23 protein-coding genes, 1 tRNA gene and 1 pseudogene are annotated in these 20,982 nt (G+C 58.4%); 5 read left to right on the top strand and 20 right to left on the bottom strand.

Annotated elements, in window-relative coordinates; all coding sequences use genetic code 11:
* Positions 1-8 precede the first annotated feature (8 nt).
* The 4 genes from BMY45_RS18120 to BMY45_RS18135 all read right to left on the bottom strand — a co-directional run bounded on the left by BMY45_RS18120 (position 9) and on the right by BMY45_RS18135 (position 2,316).
* Positions 9-410 (bottom strand): PaaI family thioesterase, encoded by a 402-nt coding sequence (locus BMY45_RS18120; RefSeq protein WP_092399953.1) that lies wholly within the window; start codon positions 408-410, stop codon positions 9-11.
* Positions 411-496: 86 nt separating this feature from the next.
* Positions 497-1,060 (bottom strand): GNAT family N-acetyltransferase, encoded by a 564-nt coding sequence (locus BMY45_RS18125; protein ID WP_092399955.1) that lies wholly within the window; start codon positions 1,058-1,060, stop codon positions 497-499.
* 45 nt (positions 1,061-1,105) lie between these two features.
* On the bottom strand, positions 1,106-1,705 hold the full coding sequence (locus BMY45_RS18130) for a hypothetical protein (protein ID WP_256573671.1): 600 nt from the start codon (positions 1,703-1,705) through the stop codon (positions 1,106-1,108).
* Between the two features lie 155 nt (positions 1,706-1,860).
* On the bottom strand, positions 1,861-2,316 hold the full coding sequence (locus BMY45_RS18135) for a GNAT family N-acetyltransferase (protein ID WP_092399957.1): 456 nt from the start codon (positions 2,314-2,316) through the stop codon (positions 1,861-1,863).
* Positions 2,317-2,407: 91 nt separating this feature from the next.
* Between BMY45_RS18135 and BMY45_RS28450 the strand changes: the two are divergent.
* Positions 2,408-2,578: pseudogene (locus tag BMY45_RS28450) on the top strand (GNAT family N-acetyltransferase); the annotation flags it as partial.
* Between the two features lie 309 nt (positions 2,579-2,887).
* Here BMY45_RS28450 and BMY45_RS18145 read toward each other — a convergent pair.
* Together BMY45_RS18145 and BMY45_RS18150 are read right to left on the bottom strand one after the other, a co-directional pair.
* Positions 2,888-3,388, bottom strand: coding sequence for a nuclear transport factor 2 family protein (locus BMY45_RS18145; RefSeq protein WP_256573672.1), 501 nt, complete (start codon positions 3,386-3,388; stop codon positions 2,888-2,890).
* Between the two features lie 279 nt (positions 3,389-3,667).
* Positions 3,668-3,757, bottom strand: a tRNA-Ser gene (locus BMY45_RS18150).
* Between the two features lie 307 nt (positions 3,758-4,064).
* Here BMY45_RS18150 and BMY45_RS18155 point away from each other — a divergent pair.
* The 3 genes from BMY45_RS18155 to BMY45_RS18165 all read left to right on the top strand — a co-directional run bounded on the left by BMY45_RS18155 (position 4,065) and on the right by BMY45_RS18165 (position 6,839).
* Positions 4,065-4,754, top strand: a complete 690-nt coding sequence (locus tag BMY45_RS18155) for a crotonase/enoyl-CoA hydratase family protein (protein WP_092399961.1) — start codon at positions 4,065-4,067, stop codon at positions 4,752-4,754.
* Between the two features lie 214 nt (positions 4,755-4,968).
* Positions 4,969-5,691: a lysophospholipid acyltransferase family protein gene (locus tag BMY45_RS18160; RefSeq protein WP_092399963.1), complete on the top strand. Its 723-nt coding sequence runs from the start codon at positions 4,969-4,971 to the stop codon at positions 5,689-5,691.
* A gap of 176 nt (positions 5,692-5,867) precedes the next feature.
* Complete coding sequence (locus BMY45_RS18165) at positions 5,868-6,839, top strand: magnesium and cobalt transport protein CorA (RefSeq protein WP_092399965.1); 972 nt, start codon at positions 5,868-5,870, stop codon at positions 6,837-6,839.
* 99 nt (positions 6,840-6,938) lie between these two features.
* Here BMY45_RS18165 and BMY45_RS18170 read toward each other — a convergent pair whose 3' ends face one another.
* From BMY45_RS18170 to BMY45_RS18180, 3 genes are all read right to left on the bottom strand, one after another.
* Positions 6,939-7,673, bottom strand: coding sequence for an amidotransferase (locus BMY45_RS18170; protein WP_092399967.1), 735 nt, complete (start codon positions 7,671-7,673; stop codon positions 6,939-6,941).
* A gap of 88 nt (positions 7,674-7,761) precedes the next feature.
* Positions 7,762-9,906 carry a 3-hydroxyacyl-CoA dehydrogenase NAD-binding domain-containing protein gene (locus BMY45_RS18175; RefSeq protein WP_092399969.1) on the bottom strand — a complete coding sequence of 715 codons (2,145 nt, stop codon included), beginning with the start codon at positions 9,904-9,906 and terminating at the stop codon, positions 7,762-7,764.
* Between the two features lie 25 nt (positions 9,907-9,931).
* Complete coding sequence (locus BMY45_RS18180; RefSeq protein ID WP_092399971.1) at positions 9,932-11,137, bottom strand: acetyl-CoA C-acetyltransferase; 1,206 nt, start codon at positions 11,135-11,137, stop codon at positions 9,932-9,934.
* A 615-nt stretch (positions 11,138-11,752) separates the two neighbouring features.
* Between BMY45_RS18180 and BMY45_RS18185 the strand changes: the two genes are divergently transcribed.
* A complete protein-coding gene (locus BMY45_RS18185; RefSeq protein WP_092399973.1) occupies positions 11,753-12,565 on the top strand; it encodes a c-type cytochrome in 813 nt (270 codons plus the stop codon).
* Between the two features lie 94 nt (positions 12,566-12,659).
* Here the strand turns inward: BMY45_RS18185 and BMY45_RS18190 are convergent, their stop codons facing one another.
* The 11 genes from BMY45_RS18190 to BMY45_RS18240 form a co-directional block, all read right to left on the bottom strand.
* Entirely contained in the window at positions 12,660-13,001 is a 342-nt protein-coding gene (locus BMY45_RS18190; RefSeq protein WP_092399975.1) for a ribonuclease E inhibitor RraB, read from the bottom strand.
* Between the two features lie 203 nt (positions 13,002-13,204).
* Entirely contained in the window at positions 13,205-13,441 is a 237-nt protein-coding gene (locus BMY45_RS18195) for a hypothetical protein (RefSeq protein ID WP_092399977.1), read from the bottom strand.
* Between the two features lie 138 nt (positions 13,442-13,579).
* Complete coding sequence (locus BMY45_RS18200) at positions 13,580-14,188, bottom strand: START domain-containing protein (RefSeq protein WP_092399979.1); 609 nt, start codon at positions 14,186-14,188, stop codon at positions 13,580-13,582.
* A 38-nt stretch (positions 14,189-14,226) separates the two neighbouring features.
* Positions 14,227-14,481: a YkgJ family cysteine cluster protein gene (locus BMY45_RS18205; RefSeq protein ID WP_092399981.1), complete on the bottom strand. Its 255-nt coding sequence runs from the start codon at positions 14,479-14,481 to the stop codon at positions 14,227-14,229.
* A 138-nt stretch (positions 14,482-14,619) separates the two neighbouring features.
* Positions 14,620-15,096: a translation initiation factor 2 gene (locus BMY45_RS18210; protein ID WP_092399983.1), complete on the bottom strand. Its 477-nt coding sequence runs from the start codon at positions 15,094-15,096 to the stop codon at positions 14,620-14,622.
* A 90-nt stretch (positions 15,097-15,186) separates the two neighbouring features.
* Positions 15,187-16,626: an aminotransferase-like domain-containing protein gene (locus BMY45_RS18215; protein WP_092399985.1), complete on the bottom strand. Its 1,440-nt coding sequence runs from the start codon at positions 16,624-16,626 to the stop codon at positions 15,187-15,189.
* A 200-nt stretch (positions 16,627-16,826) separates the two neighbouring features.
* Entirely contained in the window at positions 16,827-17,636 is an 810-nt protein-coding gene (locus BMY45_RS18220; RefSeq protein WP_092399987.1) for an OmpA family protein, read from the bottom strand.
* Positions 17,633-17,992 (bottom strand): DUF4398 domain-containing protein, encoded by a 360-nt coding sequence (locus BMY45_RS18225; RefSeq protein ID WP_092399989.1) that lies wholly within the window; start codon positions 17,990-17,992, stop codon positions 17,633-17,635. The genes BMY45_RS18220 and BMY45_RS18225 overlap by 4 nt, the downstream gene beginning before the upstream one ends.
* 9 nt (positions 17,993-18,001) lie before the next feature.
* On the bottom strand, positions 18,002-18,826 hold the full coding sequence (locus tag BMY45_RS18230) for a substrate-binding periplasmic protein (RefSeq protein WP_092400290.1): 825 nt from the start codon (positions 18,824-18,826) through the stop codon (positions 18,002-18,004).
* Positions 18,827-18,916: 90 nt separating this feature from the next.
* Positions 18,917-19,846 carry an electron transfer flavoprotein subunit alpha/FixB family protein gene (locus BMY45_RS18235; protein ID WP_092399991.1) on the bottom strand — a complete coding sequence of 310 codons (930 nt, stop codon included), beginning with the start codon at positions 19,844-19,846 and terminating at the stop codon, positions 18,917-18,919.
* A gap of 2 nt (positions 19,847-19,848) precedes the next feature.
* Positions 19,849-20,598, bottom strand: coding sequence for an electron transfer flavoprotein subunit beta/FixA family protein (locus BMY45_RS18240; protein WP_014339477.1), 750 nt, complete (start codon positions 20,596-20,598; stop codon positions 19,849-19,851).
* Positions 20,599-20,982: the final 384 nt, after the last annotated feature.

The raw sequence follows: 20,982 nt of genomic DNA on the forward strand, positions 1-20,982 counted from the left end.
AGATGCTTTCAACCCACCACAAGAAAAGAGGCGCTGGCTCGCACCACGCGCTCCCCTCCAGCGCTTATATAGGTATTAGCGAAAACCAGTCGACTACCGGTTTTTTGAATATCAACGGCAGCCTCCAACCAATCGCCGACCTTAGCGGAGCCGGCAAAATCAGTGGTCATTGTGGTTGTTACGAGCTTGAGAGGAGGATCTTTCGAAAAGGCCGCGCTGTAGCCCAAAGCAATATCAGCCAGCGCCATGAATAACCCGCCGTGAGCGAGTCCACGCGCATTGGTGTGTTTCTCCTCGACCCAAATCCCAACGGTAAAACCTTCAGAGTTTTCCCGATAGTAGAAAGGGCCTAGTAGATCAAGAAAAGGACTGCTCCTAAATAACGGTTTGAAACCCTGTGGAATATCCATTTCACACTCCTTGACCCTGTAGACATACTCAGGTCTGGCGACTGTAGTTGATGGTCGTTAAAGACGGCCTAGTTCATTTGCCCTACTCAATTCGTCCTAGAAGCAGCTTTTTTCTCGAGCCACGCTTCCCGCGTCATTTCCCAAACTTCCTTAAGCAACGAACCACAGACAAATTCCCCCTGCTGCGTTGCAATCATACGCATCCCTTCATGCTCCGAAACCTTGCGCGAAGCATGATTGCCCATCGCCTTGGGCACTTGCATGGCAGGACGCCCCAGGGTTTCAAACCAATAGGCGTTGATAACTTCACAGGCTTCGCGCATGTAGCCCTTTCCCTGCCACTGAGGTGCCAGCCAAAAGCCTCGGTTGTTGCCCGGCTGATCGTACAGGCTGATGCTGCCAATGCACTGTGCCGCGTCTTCAGCGATACGAATCATCCAATGCCATTCGCGCCCTGCTGCAATGGCAGGGAGTGCGTGGTCGCGAACGTAAGTCAGTGCGCCGTCAGCCGGGTAAGGCCATGGCACGCGACTGTCGAGATAACACACCACTTCCCAATGGGGAAACAGCTGTTGAATAGCTGGCGCATCGGTCAGTTGCAGAGGCGTGAGGATGAGACGGCGGGTCTGGAGCGTGGGGATGGTTTCCATAGTGAAGTCCTTTTCAAACGTTATCGCACCCTGGAAATGTCCACTCTAAAAGTTATCCGTCACTCTGCACAATTTGCTTTCCTTCAGCGGGACCGAGGAATACCGCACTGTTGCGCCGGCCATTTGCTTGAGTGTGACCCCACACCGGTAGAACCCCATGGCGTCCAGTTGGTAATCCGCCCCTGCCTTAGGGACAAAGCTGAACATGTTGTAGCACTGATCACCAATGTAATGAAAAGCGATGGGCTGCCCTGCAGGCACCAGCAGCTCGGTCATGACAGTCGCGGATGAGCGCTCGCTGACAGCCGGCATGCCCAGGCTTTCACCGTTGCGATTGGCGTAGCCATCCCGGTACGCCACCATCACACCGGCGCCCGGCAGACGAAAGTCGACGCAGTCGGACTTGGGCACGCCCCGGATCATACCGTCGCTGATCACCCGCAATCGTGCTGTCTCACCACCGTCAGGTGTCGAGTAGGGCGTGGAGAACGAGCGGACATCCGTCAATGCTCCGCATCCGCTGAGCAAGGCCAGGAGGCTGATGCCCCAGGCATGTTGCAGCAGTCCGATACTCGGCAGGCTGAACGATGGGGTATTCGAAACGGTGCGAGTCAGGGATTTGAGGGGGCGAGAAGATTCGCTCACGATGATGCTCCATGCGGGTCAACTATCCAGAGGTCAACGACCACCGAAAGGGTCGCGATGTCAGCGTGGGTTTTATAGAGGGTTCACAGGCCCGCTGCAATGCCTGCCCTGAACCAAAAGCGGTGTGCCCCAGCGAGGCAGGGATTGAGCAGGCACTACTTCAACAACACTTTGCGCATGATAATCGTGCGCTCGGCGCCGTGGAGTTCGTCACGTACTTTTTGAAATCCCAGCGCTGTGTAAAAGCCCTCTGCCGTAATTGAGGAAGGCACGTGCAAAACGTCCAGGTCCCTGTCGAGAGCATCTGAACAAATGACAGACATTAGTTGCTTGCCGATGCCTTCTCCCTGGCACCGCGGCTCGACAAAAACACTTCTGACAACACCCCCATCGAGGCTGGCCGTGGCGACGACACATTGATCGACAGACGCCACATAAACCCGACGCTGCTCCATCAATTGCTGAACCGCCTGAGCAGAGAAGCTGCGCTCCACCTGGGCGATGACCTCGGGTGGGTAATCGTTGGCGTTGGATTGACGCAAGGCGCTGATTACAACGTTGCTTATCGCTTCGGCATCCTCAGGTGTTGCGAGACGAATGTGGGCTTCCATCTTGAGTGCTTGCTCCGGGTGATCAGCGTCAATGCAGCTGTCAATCCGAAATAGCCAGGTTATCTATACGGATCGTCCCAGGATGATATAAGAAATACTCAACGAGGCGGATGCCGCTGCGCTGCCTGTACGGGTGGACGCTCTCAAAGAAAGCGCGTCGAATCGCTTTTATATCCACCACGGTTTCCAACTCGTCGAAAGCGGCGAGTTCGACACTTATTATCTGCGAGAGAACGGTCCAGCAGCCGACCCAAATCGTTAGCCGTCGACACCTTGCTGCCTTGATGACTTCCATAAAAAAAACGGCTCGTCTATTCGACGAGCCGTTTTTTTTATGACAACCCAATGCCGGTTTTTCTGCGCATCAACGCGCAATTAACACGGCGGCCACCGCTTTCACCAACACCACCCCGAATTCAATCAGGCTCATTACTCAACCTCGGAGCGAGTTGAATTTTTTACCTAAAAGACTGCTCCACTTTCGTTTTTTGTCCTGCGCCAATCTTAGTCGATGCGCGAGGATGAGCCAGCACTCAAAGAGCTATGAGCAACGGGTTGCCGACGGATCCGATTACTGCACAGGCTTCACCCGCTCCATCAGATCGTTCAACACATAGGTGTCCAGAAAGGCTTTCACCTCTGTGATCTGGCCATCCTTGAATGTCATGTGCCACATGTAAGAGTTGTTGTAGGGCTTGCGGTCAAGCGCCATGGCTTCACCCTTCCAGAGAACCACCACGACATCGTCCTCGGCCACAATGCTCTGGACGGTCGGGGAAATGGGCGTCGCCAGCCGAGCGGTGATCGGTCGTACGGCTCGCTCGATTAAATCCGTCTTGCTGTTGTACACACCGGAAACCGGGCTTGATCCAGATACGGTCCACGTTGCGTCGGGTGCCAGCAGATCGAAAACCGTGCCTTGGCCTTGCTGCCAGTTAGTAAACGCTTGGCGCACCAGGTCGGTATTGATGTTTTGATCAGCGGCTTGCGACGCTGAAACCGTGTTCGTTGAAAGCACCAAACACAGCGCGACAGCCTGAAGGCGCACAGCCAAACTCATCCATGGGGTCATGATCTTTCTCTCACAACAATATCGTTGATAGGAACCTCTTCAAGAGGAACCTTAACGGCATGGGCGCGGAAGCTTTTGCTCGATGCTGCTGAGAGGTTGCCTGATGCTGCTTGGTGGAACGGCGCGGAGACCTGCGTCTGGTTCATGCGTGGTTGCCGCCAGCACGCGGGTATTCGCCCTCCGGTCCCATATCGTTCCCATATCGCCCTTTTTCAGACACCAAAAAACACAAACCCCCGACTTTCTCTAGGAAAATCAGGGGTTTGCGTTTACTGAATGTGGCGGTGAAGGAGAGATTCGAACTCTCGATACAGTTTCCTGTATACACACTTTCCAGGCGTGCTCCTTAAGCCACTCGGACACTTCACCGTGTCTCGGCAAACTGTTCAGTCTGTCGAGGCGCGCTAATGTAGTCGAAAGCTTTTCCGATGGCAAAGGTTTTTTTCAGAATTTTCATGCGGTTAAGGTGATCGGGCATTTCAAACGCGGCGGAGCATGGCAAACCGGCCAATCTTCGGGTTTGTGCGCGCAGTGTTCTATGGAGCAAGGCGCGGGCGATGGGGCGGCCAGAGGGTTTATGGGGGCTGGGGGCTGACCGGTGAGTCAGTCACGGCGCTTTACCTGGCCTGCGGCGGTGGGTAACGTCTGCGTCACTTCTCTTACAAGGAATAGCGCCATGAGCGACCTGATTGCCTACCATCTTGAAGACGGTATCGCGACCCTGACCTTGAACAACGGCAAGGTCAATGCCATCTCGCCGGATGTGATCGCCGCGTTCAACACTGCGCTGGATCAGGCTGTGACGGATCGGGCGGTGGTGATCATTACCGGGCAACCGGGGATTTTGTCCGGTGGTTACGATTTGAAGGTGATGACCGCCGGTCCCAAGGAAGCGGTGAGTTTGGTCACGGCCGGCTCGACCCTGGCCCGTCGCCTGTTGTCGCATCCCTTCCCTGTTGTTGTCGCGTGCCCTGGGCATGCAGTGGCCAAGGGTGCGTTCCTGCTGCTGTCGGCGGATTACCGCATCGGTGTCGATGGACCGTTCAGCATTGGCCTGAACGAGGTACAGATCGGCATGACCATGCACCACGCCGGTATCGAGCTGGCCCGTGATCGCCTGCGCAAATCCGCGTTTCATCGCTCGGTGATCAATGGCGAGATGTTCAACCCGCAGAGCGCTGTGGATGCCGGCTTCATCGACAAGGTGGTGTCGACCGATGAACTGCAAGGTGCGGCGCTGGAGGCGGCGCGTCAGTTGAAAAAAATCAACATGACCGCCCACAAGAACACCAAGCTGAAAGTGCGCAAGGCCCTGCTGGAGACGCTGGACAGTGCAATCCTGCTGGATCAGGAGCACATGGGTTAACCCTCCGCAGAACAAAACGAAAAGCCCGACTTCAGCGTCGGGCTTTTTCTTACGCGCGTCGTTTAAAAAACGACAACCGCTCTAGCCTGCTTCTGACACGCCAATCGGAAACATGCGCTCAAACATCGCCCATCTCCTACCTCTATAGCGGCAATTGCCGAAAATAGTGCACATCCGTACACTGCGCCACCTTTTGTCCCGATGGGCCCTGTAGATGCTGTTTTTATTGCGTATGTTGTTGATGGGTGTGCATTTTGTGCTGGCGGGTGTGCTCGGGGTGATCCTGGGGCTGTGTCGGCCGTTCAATCCAGACAACAGCCGTTTATGCGCCAGGCTGTATGCGTGGCCCGCCATGTGCATTTTGCGTCTGCGGGTGAAGGCCGAGGTCGATACGCTGGTAAACAAGTCCCAGAGCTGCGTGATCATTGCCAACCACCAATCCAACTATGACCTGTTCGTGTTCGGCAACGTGGTGCCCTACCGCACCGTGTGCATCGGTAAGAAGAGCCTGAAGTGGGTGCCGTTGTTCGGGCAATTGTTCTGGCTGGCGGGCAATGTGCTGATCGACCGAGGGAACGCGATCAAGGCGCGCCAGTCGATGTTGACCACTACTCATACGTTGCAGCATGAGGACACATCGATCTGGGTGTTCCCGGAGGGCACGCGCAATCTCGGCGAGGATCTGCTGCCCTTCAAGAAAGGCGCGTTCCAGATGGCGATCGCCGCCGGGGTGCCGATTATTCCAGTGTGCGTCAGCAGCTACATCAAGCACATGCGCCTCAATCGCTGGCGCAGTGGTGACATTCTCATACGCTCGCTGCCAGCGATTCCTACTGCAGGATTGAGTCTGGATGACATGCCCCGGCTCATCGCCCAATGCCGAGAGCAAATGCGCGAGTGCATCGCGGCGATGGACCGGCAGGTGCAGGCTGTTTGACGACTCAGTTAAAACAATAGCCAGCCGGGCACAGAAGCCCGATCGATTCTGTCACCTGTATGGCATTTGACTCTACCGGCGAACTCGGCGGATTTTGCTGACTCTCAAGCAGCAAGGCACACTAAGCTACAGATTGCCTGCCACTGCCATTTTCCAAGAAGAAGTGAACCACCATCATGGGTAGAGTCGTTGCTGCTGCGGTTTACAGCGCCGGTAAGAAAGTCACCAACATCACCCTCGACGAAGGCAGCGCCTGGGCAGCCAAACCAGGTCATTTTGTGTGGATCGGCCTTGAAGAGCCCAGCACCCAGGAGCTGACCAATCTGCAGCGCCAATTCAACCTGCATGAGTTGGCGATTGAAGACGCGATGGAAAAGCACAGCCGACCCAAGCTGGAGACCTTTGGCGATGCGCTGTTTATCGTCACGTATTCGCCGGTGCGCAGGGACGGCAAGCTGCAGTTCATCGAGACGCATATCTTCGCCGGCAACGGCTACATCATCACTGCCCGCAATGGGCACTCGGCGTCCTACGCCCACGTCCGACAGCGCTGCGAGGCGCGGCCCATTCTGCTGGAGCACGGGGAAGATTTCGTTCTTTATGCCATCCTGGATTTCGTCATTGAAAACTACCAGCCGGTGGGTGAAGCCATCCATGCCGAGATCGATGAGCTGGAGCGCAACGTACTGTGCAGTGCCCTGAACGAGCGGGATATTCAGAACTTGCACAGCTTGCGTCGTGACGTATTACGCCTGCGTCGTTATGCAGCGCCGATGGTGGAAATCAGCGAAGAACTGCAAAGACTGGACTTTCCCTTCATCGACAAAAACATGAGTCCGTATTTCCGCGATGTGCAGATTCATGTCACGCGGCAAATGGAAGACCTGGCGACGTTGGCGGACATCGCCAGCCAGACCATTGAAATCGGCGTGCTGCTCGAAGCGTCGCGCCAGAGCGTGGTGCAGCGCAAGTTCGCCGCATGGGCGGCGATCCTGGCGTTCCCCACGGCGGTCGCCGGCATCTATGGGATGAACTTCGAGAACATGCCGGAATTGACCTGGCACTACGGGTATTTTCTGGTGCTGGGGTTTATTGCGGTGGGCTGTACCGCGTTGTGGGGGAGCTTCAAGCGATCGGGGTGGTTGTAGACGGCTTGTATGCCGTTGAGGCTGGGGTGACATTCATCGCGAGCAGGCTCGCTCCCACACCTGATCGTCTGCCTATCAAGTATGGGAGGCGATGGTGTTTTAGTCTTGGGCCGCTGCGGTCTCAGGCTTGTGCGCGACGAAACGCATCATCCATTCAGCCACTGTCGTGCCGTGATGCGCCTGTTCAAGACTGGCCATGCCTTGGCTGTAGATCTGCTCGCCCAGGTGTTGCTGGCGAATCTCCAGCAGCGCCCGGGAATAATCGTGGATGAATTCCGGGTGGCCCTGGAAGCACAGCACCTGATCGTTGATGTGGTAGGCCGCGAACGGGCAAAAATCGCTGGACGCGATGACCGTGGCGTTTTCCGGCAGTTCGGTGACCTGATCCTGATGACTGATCAGCAGGGTCAGCTCTTCCATCACCGGGCTCATCCATGGCGCCTTGGCCGCGAGCTTGTAACGGTGGGTGCCCACCCCCCAGCCCTGAGAGGCGCGCTCGGCCTTGCCGCCTAGCAACAGCGCCAGCAGTTGATGACCGAAGCACACGCCCAGCAACTTGTCGCCGCGCTGGTAGCGCTCCAGCAGGAAGGTCTTGAGGGTTTCAATCCAGGGATCGGTGCCGAAGGAATCGGCTTTGCTGCCGGTCACCAAGTAAGCGTCGAACACCTCATCGTCGTTGGGGTATTGCCCCTGCATCACGTTATACACAATGAACTGAGCCGCGACGGGCTGTTGTGAAAACAGGCGCTGGAACATCTGCCCGTAACCCTGATATTGGTCGATCAGTTCCGGACGCAGGATATCGGTTTCCAAAATGCAGATGCGCAACGACATAAAAAATACCTGACACGATGATGGGAATATTGCACACCCTGAGCGTGCCTTGAAACACCGTCCCAAGGCAAGCCCCTTCCCCTGCCAGTCAGAACCGTTCTTGCCGGGCGGCTTTCTCCAGTAACAAGGCCGGCGGTGAAAAACGCTCGCCATACTGCTCGGCCAGGTACTGAGCGCGGGCGACAAAATCCAGCAGGCCGTACTGGTTGATGAACTGCAAGGCTCCGCCAGTCCAGGCGGCGAAACCGATACCGAAAATCGAACCGACGTTGGCGTCCGCCGTGGAGGTGAGCACGCCCTCCTCCACGCAGCGCGCGGTTTCCAGGGCCTGGATGAACAGCAGGCGATCGCGGATGTCCTGTGGCGAAATCTGCCCGTCAGCTTTCTCGAAACGATTCTTGAGCTCCGGCCACAGGTGTTTCTGCCCGTCAGCCGGATATTCATAGAAACCGGCCCCGGCTGCTTTGCCTGGCCGCTTGTATTCGTTGAGCAGCAAGTCAATCACGGCGAACGCCGGGTGCTCGGTCGGCGTTTTCCCTTCCGCTTGCAGGTCCTCGGCGGTTTGCGCGCGGATATGGCTCATCAGGCTGAGGGACACTTCGTCAGAGATTGCCAGAGGCCCCACTGGCATGCCGGCCTTGCGCGCCTCGGTCTCGATCATCGGCGCGCTCACGCCCTCCCCCAGCATGGCGATGCCTTCGTTGGTAAAGGTGCCGAATACCCGGGAAGTGAAGAAGCCTCGACTGTCGTTGACCACAATCGGCGTCTTGTTGATTTGCAGAACGAAATCGAAAGCGCGTGCCAGGGTTTCGTCGCTGGTGCGGGCGCCCTTGATGATTTCCACCAAGGGCATTTTTTCCACCGGGCTGAAGAAATGCAGGCCGATGAACTTCGTCTGATCCGGTACAGCCGTCGCCAGGCCGGTGATGGGCAGGGTCGAGGTGTTGGAGGCGATCACCGCGTCCACCCCAACTACCGCCTGGGCAGCGGCTGTGACACTGGCTTTCAGGGCGCGATCTTCAAACACCGCCTCAATGACCAGATCGCAACCGGCCAGGTCCGCATCGCTGTCAGTGGTTTGAATCCGCGCCAGCGTGGCTTCGCGCTGCTCGGCGGTGAGCTGCCTGCGGGCGACCTTCTTATCCAGCAGCGCCGCCGTACGGGCCTTGCCTTTCTCGGCGGCAACAAGGCTGACGTCCTTGAGCACCACCGCAATGCCGGCCATAGCGCTGACGTAGGCGATACCCCCCCCCATCATGCCGGCGCCGAGCACCGCGACTTTTTGCGTCAGATAAGGTGCAAAGCCCTGGGGGCGCGAACCGCCGGCCTTGATTTCGTTGAGCTGGAACCAGAACGTGCCAATCAGGTTCTTGGCCACCTGGCCGGTGGTCAGCTCGGTGAAGTAGCGGGTTTCAATCACGTGGGCGGTGTCGAAATCCACCTGGGCGCCTTCCACCGCCGCGCAGAGAATTTTCTCCGGCGCGGGCAGGCAACCCTGGGTCTTGTTGCGCAGGATCGAAGGGGCTATCGCCAGCATCTGCGCGACTTTCGGATGCGACGGTGTGCCCCCCGGAATCTGATAGCCCTTCGCGTCCCAAGGCTGAACCACGCTCGGGTTAGCCAGAATCCAGGCCCGGGACTTGTTCAGCAGGTCCTCGCTATCCACCGCCAGCTCATCGATCAGACCGGCCTGCAGCGCCTGTTGCGGGCGTACCTTCTTGCCCTCGAGCAAATACGGCAAGGCTTTCTCCAAGCCAAGCAAGCGCACCATCCGCACCACCCCGCCGCCACCCGGCAACAGGCCCAGGGTGACTTCCGGCAGGCCAATCTGCACTGACGGATGATCCAGCGCCACACGGTGATGGCAGGCCAGGCAGATTTCCCAGCCGCCGCCCAGGGCCGCGCCATTGATCGCAGCCACCACCGGTTTTCCCAGGGTTTCCAGGGCACGCAGTTGCGCCTTGAGCCCGAGAACCATTTCATAGAATGCCTTGGCTTGGGGTTTCTCAACCTTGACCAATTCGTTGAGGTCGCCGCCAGCGAAGAAGGTTTTTTTGGCCGAGGTAATGATCACTCCGGCAATCGAGTCTTTTTCGGCAATCAGCCGGACGACGCAGGCGGCCATGGCCTCGCGGTACGTCGCATTCATGGTGTTGGCGCTCTGGCCTGGCATGTCCAGGGTCAGGACGACAATCCGGTCCGGGCCGGTTTCGTAGCGGATGGCATCGCTCATCAAAAGTATTCCTTGAAGTCGGGGCTCAGAGACGTTCAATAACGGTGGCAATGCCCATGCCGCCGCCGACACACAGCGTCGCCAGGCCATAGCGCAGGCGACGCGCCTCCAGCTCATCGAGCAAAGTGCCGAGGATTGCGCAGCCTGTAGCCCCCAAAGGATGCCCCATGGCGATGGAGCCGCCATTGACGTTGACCTTGGCGGGGTCGATGGCCATGTCCTTGATGAACTTGAGCACCACTGAGGCGAACGCTTCGTTGACTTCGAACAGGTCGATGTCCTCCACCCGCAGCCCCGCCTTGACCAGAGCCTTGCGGGTAGCTGGCGCCGGGCCGGTGAGCATGATGGTCGGATCGGTGCTGGTGACCGCCGTGGCGACAATCCGCGCCCGCGGTTGCAGCCCCAGGGCTTGCCCCTTGGCTTCGGAGCCGATCAGCATCAGCGCCGCCCCATCGACGATGCCGGAACTGTTGCCCGGCGTGTGGACATGGTTGATCCGTTCCACATGGCTGTAGACCCGTAGCGCCGTGGCGTCGAAACCCATCTGGCCCATGGCTTCGAAACTCGGCTTGAGCTTGCCCAGGCCCTCCAGGGTCGAGTCAGCACGGATGAATTCGTCGTGATCCAGCAGCACGATGCCATTCTGGTCCCGCACCGCCACCAGGGATTTGTTGAACGAACCGTCGGCCCGGGCCCGGGCGGCCTTTTGCTGGGAGTGCAGCGCGAAAGCATCGACGTCCTCGCGGCTGAAGCCCTCCAGGGTGGCGATCAGGTCGGCACCGATGCCCTGAGGCGTGAAGTGGCCCTGCAGGTTGGATTGGGGGTCGAGCGCCCAAGCGCCGCCGTCGCTGCCCATGGGCACGCGCGACATGGATTCGACACCGCCGGCCACCACCAAGTCCTCGAACCCGGAGCGCACTTTCATGGCCGCCAGGTTTACCGCTTCCAGGCCCGAGGCACAGAACCGGTTGAGCTGCACGCCTGCCACGCTGACATCCCAGTCGGCGATCAGCGCGGCGGTCTTGGCGATGTCGGCGCCCTGATCACCGATCGGCGTCACGCAACCGAGCACGATATCGTCAACCTGACTGGTGTCCAGGCCCATGCGCTGCTGCAGGGCAGTGAGCAGGCCGCCCACCAGGTTCACCGGTTTGACGCTGTGCAAAGCGCCATCGGCCTTGCCCTTGCCACGGGGGGTGCGTAATGCATCAAAAATCAAAGCTTCGGTCATGACATCCTCAAACCACTGGGCAATGCAATGGTTCCAACCATAAGCCCAGCGGCCCGAGATTCAATGACCGCAGTGCTCAACGGCGTTGACGGCCACGCTCAGACGAACGGTAGCCTGCTATCGGGTTAACCGATTCAGGTGAGCAAAGTGTCTAGCAAAAGGGCCTTCACGAAGGTGGCACTAGGCCTCATATCATTTTAAGAGCGGATAGCAGCAAACTAATACGAATTGGATCTAAACCATGGCGGCTGCGGCCCCTAATGTAATCCTTGTACAAGATAGTCGTCGGGTTTTGCCGAGGCGCTTGTCGGACAGGAAGTGCAACGCCAGCCGCCAGGAGATATGCAGGCTGGCCTCAGGAAATAACAAAAAGGCGGGTCAGCCATGTTCAAACATTCGAAAGTTCGCCAAGCCGGACTCATTCTCTTCGCCACGACGTTGCTGTTGATTGTGCCGAATATCACCAAGATGATCGGCTGAATCCTGCGCGCGGGCGCCTGTATCATCGGCAAGCGCTATCGCTTGTATCGCCAAAAAATGTGACTGGCTCGTTGTTCGAGTCGCAGTAGCTGTGCCAACCTTTGCGGCACTCCTTCGACATGGAAGACGATCCTCGTGAAAGCTCTCATTGTGTTCGGGGCGCTGCTGCTCAGCACGCCCTTGTTTGCCGCGCAGCTGGTGCTGGAGCTGGGCACGACTGCCCGCACCTGGCAGACCGAAGAACTGCTCCAGCACCCTGAGGCCCGAACGATTCAGATCGCTGAAGACGTTTCCTACAAAAAGCCGATGAGTTATCGCGCCGTGCCGCTGACCGCGTTGTTGACCGGGGTACGCCCCGACGACCATCTCCAGGCCGTGGCGCTGGACGGATTTGCCGCCGAATTGCCCGCGGCACCGTTACTCAACAGCACCGGTGCTCAGGCCTGGCTGGCGATTGAAGACCCGGCCCAACCCTGGCCCGCGCTGGGTGAAGGCAAGGGCAGCGCCGGGCCCTTCTATCTGGTCTGGACCCACCCTCAGGCAGGTCACATCAGCCCCGAACAATGGCCGTACGCGGTGGCAACCATCAAGCGCCTGTCAGCGGTAGCCGAGCGCTTCCCTGCCCTGCTGCCAGCGCCCACGGTGACTCAGGATGACCCGGTCTATAAGGGCTTTGAACTGTTCCAGAAAAACTGCCTGGCTTGCCATCGACTCAACGGCGCAGGCGACGCGCAGTTTGGCCCGGACCTGAACATCCCTTTCAATCCTACCGAGTACTTTTCCGGAGATTTCCTCAAGCGCTATATCCGCGACCCACAAAGTCTGCGGCGCTGGCCCCAAGGGAAGATGCCGGGGTTCTCGGCCACGGTACTGCCGGATGCGGAGCTCGATCTGCTGGTGGGATATCTCAAGCATATGGCGGGGCGTAAACAGCCGTTGACCCCATGAGTCAGCTTTGTGGGTGAGGTGATCTTATGGGAGCACACCTATGAAAACGGCCGACACATAGGTCAGCCGTTGCTCGGGTTGCGTGAATGAACGATCAGGCGTGCAGGCGCCGTATTTCCTGTTTGACACCCCAACCTTCGATGATGCCACCCAAAGGCTCCACCACGGCCTCGAAGTTTTGTTCGAAGTCTCCAATGTCATCGTAGGTGGCGTACATCACCCGGCTCAACTCCAATGACCAGGCCCCGTCGTCCCGAGGGCTGATCTGTGCATTCAATGACTCACCCCGAAATTGACCTGCCGCCCTGCGCGCCCGCTCCTCATCCGGGAAAATGGCGTAGAACTCGATGGGATGGAATTGTGAGAAATCGAAACCGCCTTCTTTCATGCGGCGAAGCACACTGGTGCTGATGTCTTCTTGATAGGCTGTGCTCATGAAACGTCCTCCTCAAACCGATGGATAGACTTTCCGTCTTCCCGTGCGGGCAACCCCCTGGGCTGCAGCGATACGGCATCAAATGACCGTCGGGACACAAGCATGTAGCTGACAAGACCGGACCTAAGCGATCCTTTCGCTGATCTCAATTGCAGAGTAGCTGTAAGTCGTGGTCGCTGCCAAGCGGGGCCAGGCAGTGAACTTCATGAAATCGGTGTAATGCTGATGATTTCGATACTGTGCTGGGATTTGAGACTCTTGACCGTAGGGTCTTCGGTGCGACCCTCCAGGTCATTGAGATCAAGCTTGGCGGGTACTGGAAGCAGCTTTTGGCGAATCAATTGCGCAGCCTGCTCCATGGTGGGCTCCTGGTCATAGTCGAACTGCTCGGCGATGGCTTCGCCGTGATCATCAACGAAAGTGATTTCCCACTTTTGCATCGGTGTCTCCTCGATCAATTCAGGGCCTGGCTTACCTCTATCTCGACATTGAGGGTTGAGCAATCGTTCCGCTCAGTCGGTGGACGGCCGCCATGAAAAAACCGCCTCATGGGCGGTTTTTTCATGCAGCGCCAGCGATTATTTCTCGGCACGTTCTTTCAAGGCTTTCAACGTATTGAACGGCGCATCCACCACGAACTTGTTGGCCAGCCAGGAAGGAACATCGCCACCTGGTTCGGTGTGGACCTGATAGATCACTTCGATCTGGCCGGCGTCCTTGGGCGTGAATTTCCAGAAGCCTTCGACCTGAGTGACCCGTACAAAACCCTTTTTTTCCGGCAGGTAGGTTGGCACGCCTTTGAGGTTGCGGGTCAGGCTGCCATCGGCACCTTTGACGGTGGTCACTTGCAACACCGAGTCCCGCGGGGTAACCGGCCAGGGCGTGTTGAACTGGGTGTAGGTCCAGCTCTGGTCGCCTTCATGCTTGAGCAGCTCCTGGCTCTCGCATTCGTGAATCCAGGCACAGGCAGCCGAAACATCTTCCTGAAGAGCTTGCAGCTTGGCCATGGTGGTTTTCATGACGGTCACGCCTTGGTAGGCCTTGTACTTGGAACCGGCCACCTCACTGAGGGAAACCTTGATGCCGTCCTCTTCCTTGGCGACTTTCCAGTCTTCTGCCTGGGCGGTAGCCGTTGCCAGCAGCACGGTCAAACCACACAACACAGCCATACGATGCAGCGAACCCATAGTTTTTTTCCTTGTTATCGAAGTTCCGAACTGGCCCATTACGCTGCCGTGATTTGCTCCCACCAACCGATCAGCCGGATGGCGTCTTCAGTGCTGTTGCCGCAAACCTCTATGTCGGCCCCAAACGCCGAGCACACTATCGGCCGCTCCGGCTGGCCAAAGATCCGGCACAGGTTATCGACTGACAGCTGCACGCAACGTTCGCCCGCCGGTTTGCCGTGGGGCATGCCAGGAATCGGCGAACTGATGGAAGGGGCGATGCAGCAGGCGCCACAGCCCTCGCGGCATTTCATGACGACAACATCCTCACGACAAGTAATGATTGGTAACAGAACACAGAGTAACGGCTAAAACACTCGTTTTAAATTACCGTCCGTGTGTTTTTTCTTTTACGCCAGGATGACCATACAGTCAGCGACGAGATGGGAGGATTACTGCTTGAATTCGAAATCCAACGCCGCACCTTCGACTTCATTGCGCTCTTGATTGCGCAAAGGCAATTGCATTTCATTGCTCAGCAAGCGGCCATTGAGTTGAAACGGTCCCGGTTTTTCCCCAAACATGGAGGGCAACAAAGGCTCACGCTTGGGTAACGGCACCGCACCCGGAGGCTGCAGATCTTCAACCATGTCTTGAGGCAGGCTCAAATCCAGCTTGGCCGGCGGTAACCGGGTCTTGGCGACCTCGCGGGCAGACTTGCTCTTGGAGGCGACCGGGGCACGTTTTTTCTTCGCTGCTGCGGCTTTTTTAGCGGGGGCTTTTTTAACCACTGCCGGTTTTTTCTTCGACGCGTTTTTAGTGGCGCTGGCGGCCGGCTTCTCCTGCACCGACGCAGCCACGACACCTTCCGAGTGGAAGGCAGTCAACAGGCCGATCAAAACCCAGGCGGCAGGAGCAATGGCTTTCATAGACACTACGGCGCTTACGGCAGAGATCCCCATGCTCGCCTGTTAATCAGTCGCTGACAAGCACATCAGGTCGGGTTCGCCCAGTTTCGATCAGTAACCGCTGACGGTCTCCTGGCACAGTTGGGTGGCCAGCAAGCCGAGCGTCATCAAGGCCCGTTCGGCTTCGCGGTTCCAAGGCGTACCGCAATTGAGGCGGATGCAATGGTTGAACTGTTCGGTGTTACTGAAAATCAGCCCTGGCGCAATGCTGATACCTTGCTGCAGCGCCCGTACATGCAACTCCTGGGTGTTGACCCGCCCCGGCAGGCTGACCCATAGAATGAAGCCCCCGGTGGGACGGCTCATCTGGGTGCCCTCGGGAAAGTATTGCTGCACGGCCAACTGAAAGGCGCTGAGGTTCTTGCGGTACTCCTGGCGGATATAACGCAAGTGCCGATCATAGCCGCCATTTTCCAGGTACGCCGCAATGCCCATCTGCGTGACGCTGCATGCCGAGTGCGTGCTGAAGGTCTGGAGCCGTTGGATTTCCTGCTGGAATTTACCGGCAATCATCCAGCCAATGCGCACGCCCGGTGACAACGTCTTGGAAAAACTCGAACAGTAAATGACCCGGTCCAACCGGTCATAGGCCTTGAGCGCCTTGGTGCGTCCTTGCTCGAACATCAACTCGCCATAAATATCGTCTTCAACGACCTGGATGTCGAAATCCGAGGCCAGGCGCAACAGTTGCTTTTGCCGCTCCTCGGGCATCGTCCCGCCGAGGGGGTTGCTCAAGCGCGTGGTCAGCACCAGCGCCTTGATCGACCACTGGTTGGCCGCCAGTTGCAGGGCTTCCAGGCTCATGCCAGTGACCGGGTCGCTGGGGATCTCGATGACCTTGAGGCCCAGCAGATCCGCCAGTTGCAGCAAGCCGTAGTAAGTCGGCGATTCGGCGGCGATCAGGTCTCCTGGCCGGGTCAGCACTCGCAAGGACATTTGCAGGGCATCCACGCAACCGTGAGTGATCACCACCTCGGAGGGATCCACCACGACCCCGGCATCGCGCATGCGAATCGCCACCTGACGCCGTAAGGGTTCAAAGCCCGGGCTGAACATGTAACTGAACGCCCGCGGGCTGTGGAAGCGCGTGACCTTGGCCAATTGCTGGTGCAGCGCCCGTACAGGCAGGTAGTCGACGCTCGGCACCGCCGCGCCCAGGGGAAATACCCCTTCGCGGCGCGACTCAACCAACACCTGCTGGATGATGCTGCTGCGCGTGACCAGCCCCGGACGCTCTACCCGCGCGATGTCCGGCGTCGGCGCCGTCAGAGCCGGGGTTTGATGCACGTAATAACCGGACTGCGGCCGCGCGCGGATCAGCCCCTGATCTTCAAGGTTGGCGTAGGCCTGCAGCACCGTCGCATGGCTGACGTTGAGCTGCGAGCTCATCTTGCGCACCGAAGGCACACGTTCACCGGGCTGATACACACCGCGCCGGATGTCTTCAGCCAGTTGTTGGGCAATACGTTGATAGAGCAAGAGGTTGGTCATGACGCAGCACTCGATTACACGGGCATTTTATTTTTGTGACAGATAATACCGGAACAGTTTAGAAGTGTACTGGGACAGTTGCCAGATTACTCGACCCTACAGGGCAGTGACAGCCCCAACTGTTACTCATGAATCACTGATTCGCAGGCAAAAAAAACCCGGCGCCTCTGAAGGGGCCGGGTTTTCCAGCAACGCAACCCTTAGCGGGCGGCGCCGAGCTGGCCTTTCTCGTCGGAGAACACAATTTCAACCCGACGGTTCTGTGCCCGACCACGCTCGGAAGCGTTGACGTCGACCGGGAACTCATCTCCGTAGCCTTCGACCTGAATGCGCTTTTCGTCGATCCCCAAGTCCACCAGCACGTCCGCCACCGCCTGGGCCCGGTTACGGGACAGCTTGAGGTTTTCCTGCTTGCCGCCGGTGCTGTCGGTGTAACCTTCGATGCGCACCACACGCTTGGGGTTGAGCTGCAAGAATTGCACGATCTTGAGCACAACCCGGTTGGCCGAGTTCTTCAACTGCGCCTGGCCGGTGTCGAACAGCACGTCACCGAGCGTCATCACCAGGCCGCGATCGGTCTCGGTGGTCGCCATCGCCATGATCTGCTCTTCCAGCCACTTGCCCTGTTGCTGGACACTCAGCAACTTGGACTCGCGCAGGGCCAGTTGCAGGCGCTGGCGTTCCAGTTCGAGCTTCGCCGCGCGCTCCTCATTGAGCACCTGATTGCTGTGCTCACGGGCAATCTCACTGTAACGCTGGCTCAGATAGGCGTAATGCAGCACATCCTCGCTGCTGCCCCAGTAGCTGGACAAACGATCGGCCCGGGCCAGGGATTCGCCGGCGCGGATGACGTCCTTGGGCGCGGCTCGCAATACGTTGGAGTCTTCCTTGACCTTCTGGAAGTCGGCACCCGCCTTTTCCAGCGCCACTTCGCTGCGCTGACCCGCACAACCATACAAGCTGGCCAGACCCGCGAGAATCAGGCCGCCAAATACTTGGGACTGCTTCATTGGGCGTCATCTCTCAACTGTTTGCGCAAGCGCTCGATGCGGGTGTTAAGCACGCTCAGGTGCTCCTCGCCTTTGAGGGTCAGCACCTTCGCTTCGGCCAGGCGTGCATCCAGTTCGGCTTGCTCAGCGCGCATGCGGGCCTTCTTGAACGACTCATCGGCCATGTTGGACTTGGCACGGGCGAACTTTTCTTCGGCGAGTTTCAACTCGGGCACTTCTTCGGATGTGGCGCCCACGGCGCGGGCTTGCTCCAGCGCCTGTTCGGTCAGGCGAATCTGTTCATTCGGCGCCGGATCGGCTGCGCAACCCGCCAGAGCCAGTACGGCCAGGGCAGCGAAAAGAGGTCGAATAGTCACTAATGTTCCCTACTGTTTTGGGGCACCAACAGGTGGCTGCAACTGTGTTTTCCAACGCTCGATATTGCGCTGCAACACAGCCTCCGTCAGGCCGGACGCGGCCAATTCTGTCATCTTTTGCGCCAGCTGTCCGCGCAACCATGGGTCATTGCAGGCGGAGTTATGGGAAACCGCGAGGAACAGCCCCGGGGCATCCACCGGTTGCGGCGCGGCCTGCAGGTCATTGGCCATGCCCAATGTCTGGGCCATCGCCAGGCCCGAGTAACGCCCTGCCAGGACATACTCCACCTCCCCCAGCAGCAGTTTCTGAAAGGCTTCAGTCAGGTTGGGGGTACGGGTCAGGGACAATTGCTGCTCGGCAAACACGCCAAAGGCCTGGGTCATTCGCGCCTTTTGCGACAATGCCCCGGGATGCCCCTGAAGGTCCTCGGGCTGAGTGATGACCAGTGTCGAATCCTTGCGAGTCCACACCAGGTAATCGTTCTCCAGCAGAGGCGGATGAACGTAGTCCAGGGTTTCAAGCCCGCTGGTTGTCAGCGCGGCGTCGACGAGCAGGTCCATGCGTCCGCTGCGCACTTCGTCCAGTGCCTGGGCACGCTTGCCGGCATAGAGCAATTCGATCTTGATCCCCAGCTCCGTCGCCACTTGCGCCAGCAGGTCGGCGCTGGCGCCGATCAGGTGCTTGGGGTCCTGGGGGTCTTGCCATAGGTAGGGCGGCGCATCCGGGCTACCGGTGGCGATCAGGCGTTCACATTTGCCGGCGGCTACAGACAGACCTGGCACGACGGCCAGCGCCCACAGCAACGACACGCCAGCCAAACGGCGAAGATCCATGGCGATATGCTCCCCTTGCAGTGACAACAACGTGCAGATAATAAAAAACCCGGCCAAAGGGCCGGGCTCTTTATAAGTGAAGACGCCGGATTAGACCAGCTTCTCCAGCTCAGGGATGGCTTCGAACAAGTCCGCTACCAGGCCATAGTCGGCCACCTGGAAGATCGGCGCTTCTTCGTCCTTGTTGATCGCGACGATCACCTTGGAGTCTTTCATGCCGGCCAGGTGCTGGATCGCGCCGGAGATACCGACGGCGATGTACAGCTGTGGCGCAACGATCTTGCCGGTCTGGCCGACCTGCATGTCGTTGGGTACAAAACCTGCGTCGACCGCGGCGCGGGAAGCACCGACGGCTGCGCCCAGCTTGTCGGCCAGGGCGTACAGGTGCTTGAAGTTGTCACCGTTCTGCATGCCACGCCCGCCCGAAACGACGATCTTGGCAGCGGTCAGTTCCGGACGATCGGACTTGGCCAGTTCTTCGTTGACGAAGCTGGAGATACCGGCGTCGTGGGCAGCGCCTACGGCTTCAACGGCAGCCGAACCACCTTCTGCGGCAACCGGGTCGAAACCGGTAGCACGTACGGTGATGACCTTGACCGCAGCATTGGACTGCACGGTAGCAATGGCGTTACCGGCATAGATCGGACGCTTGAAGGTGTCGGCACTTTCCACCGAGATGATCTCGGAGATCTGGTCGACGTCCAGCGCAGCGGCAACGCGCGGCAGGATGTTTTTGCCGTTGGACGTGGCGGCAGCCAGGATGTGGCTGTAACCCTTGCCCAGCTCAGCGACGAGAGGAGCAACGTTTTCCGGCAACTGGTGCGCGTAAGCGGCATTGTCAGCGTTCAGGACTTTGCTCACGCCCGCGATTTTCGCAGCCGCTTCAGCCACGGCGCCAGCGCCCTGCCCAGCTACCAGGACGTGGACATCGCCACCGATTTTGACAGCGGCAGCAACAGTGTTCAGCGTGGCCGGAGCCAGCACTTTGTTGTCGTGTTCAGCGATTACCAAGATAGTCATAATTAGATTACCTTCGCTTCGTTTTTCAGTTTCTCGACCAGTTCAGCCACCGACTTGACCTTGATGCCCGCGCTGCGTGCAGCCGGCGCTTCGACTTTGAGGGTCTTGTTGGTGGAGGCGGTGGAAACGCCCAAAGCGTCCGGAGTCAGCACTTCAAGCGGCTTCTTCTTGGCTTTCATGATGTTTGGCAGGGACGCATAACGCGGCTCGTTCAAACGCAGGTCGGTGGTGACGATGGCCGGCAGTTTCAGGGAAACTGTCTGCGCGCCGCCGTCGATTTCGCGCGTCACGGCAACGCTGTCGCCGGACACTTCAACCTTGGACGCGAACGTACCCTGACCGTAGCCGCTCAATGCCGCGAGCATCTGGCCGGTCTGGTTGTTGTCGCTGTCGATGGCCTGCTTGCCGAGGATCACAAGCGATGGCTGTTCCTTGTCGACCACAGCCTTGAGCAGCTTGGCCACGGCCAGGGAAGTCAGGTCTTCGGCGGATTCGACGAGGATGGCACGATCAGCACCCAGCGCCAGCGCGGTACGCAGTTGCTCCTGGGCAGTGGTCGGGCCGATGGAGACGACGACGATCTCAGTCGCCACGCCTTTTTCTTTCAGGCGTACGGCTTCTTCTACGGCGATTTCGCAGAAAGGGTTCATCGACATCTTGACGTTGGCGAGGTCGACGCCGGAGTTGTCCGCCTTGACGCGAACCTTGACGTTATAGTCGACCACTCGTTTGACAGCTACAAGAACCTTCATGGATTCCTCGTTACTCTCCGGTGAAAAGAAAGTCGCCTAGGCGAACCTGGCGGTTGATGCTCATGGGCGCAAGGGCACCTCTAAAAACGCCGGCATGAACCACACATGACCTTGCTCACGGGAGTGAAGACCGTTCGTCAGTGATGACCGACAAGTCATTCATTATCGCGGCGTGTAAACTGCGCGTCCGAACCACGCAATACGTCACTTTGTGCTGCCTTCGCCCTGTCTTTAGAGGTGCTCTTGGAACCAACAGTCAGCCTACGGCGAGCGCAAAACCGCCCGTATCTTGACCGGAACGCCCATTCCGGTCAATACGGCAAAATGGTCAGTCATAAGCCGTACGTCAGTGATTTATCTGGCCTGCGGCTATTTCAAACAAAC

It is taken from the genome of Pseudomonas sp. NFACC39-1 (assembly GCF_900110355.1).
In the GTDB taxonomy this organism is placed as follows: Bacteria; Pseudomonadota; Gammaproteobacteria; order Pseudomonadales; family Pseudomonadaceae; genus Aquipseudomonas; species Aquipseudomonas tehranensis.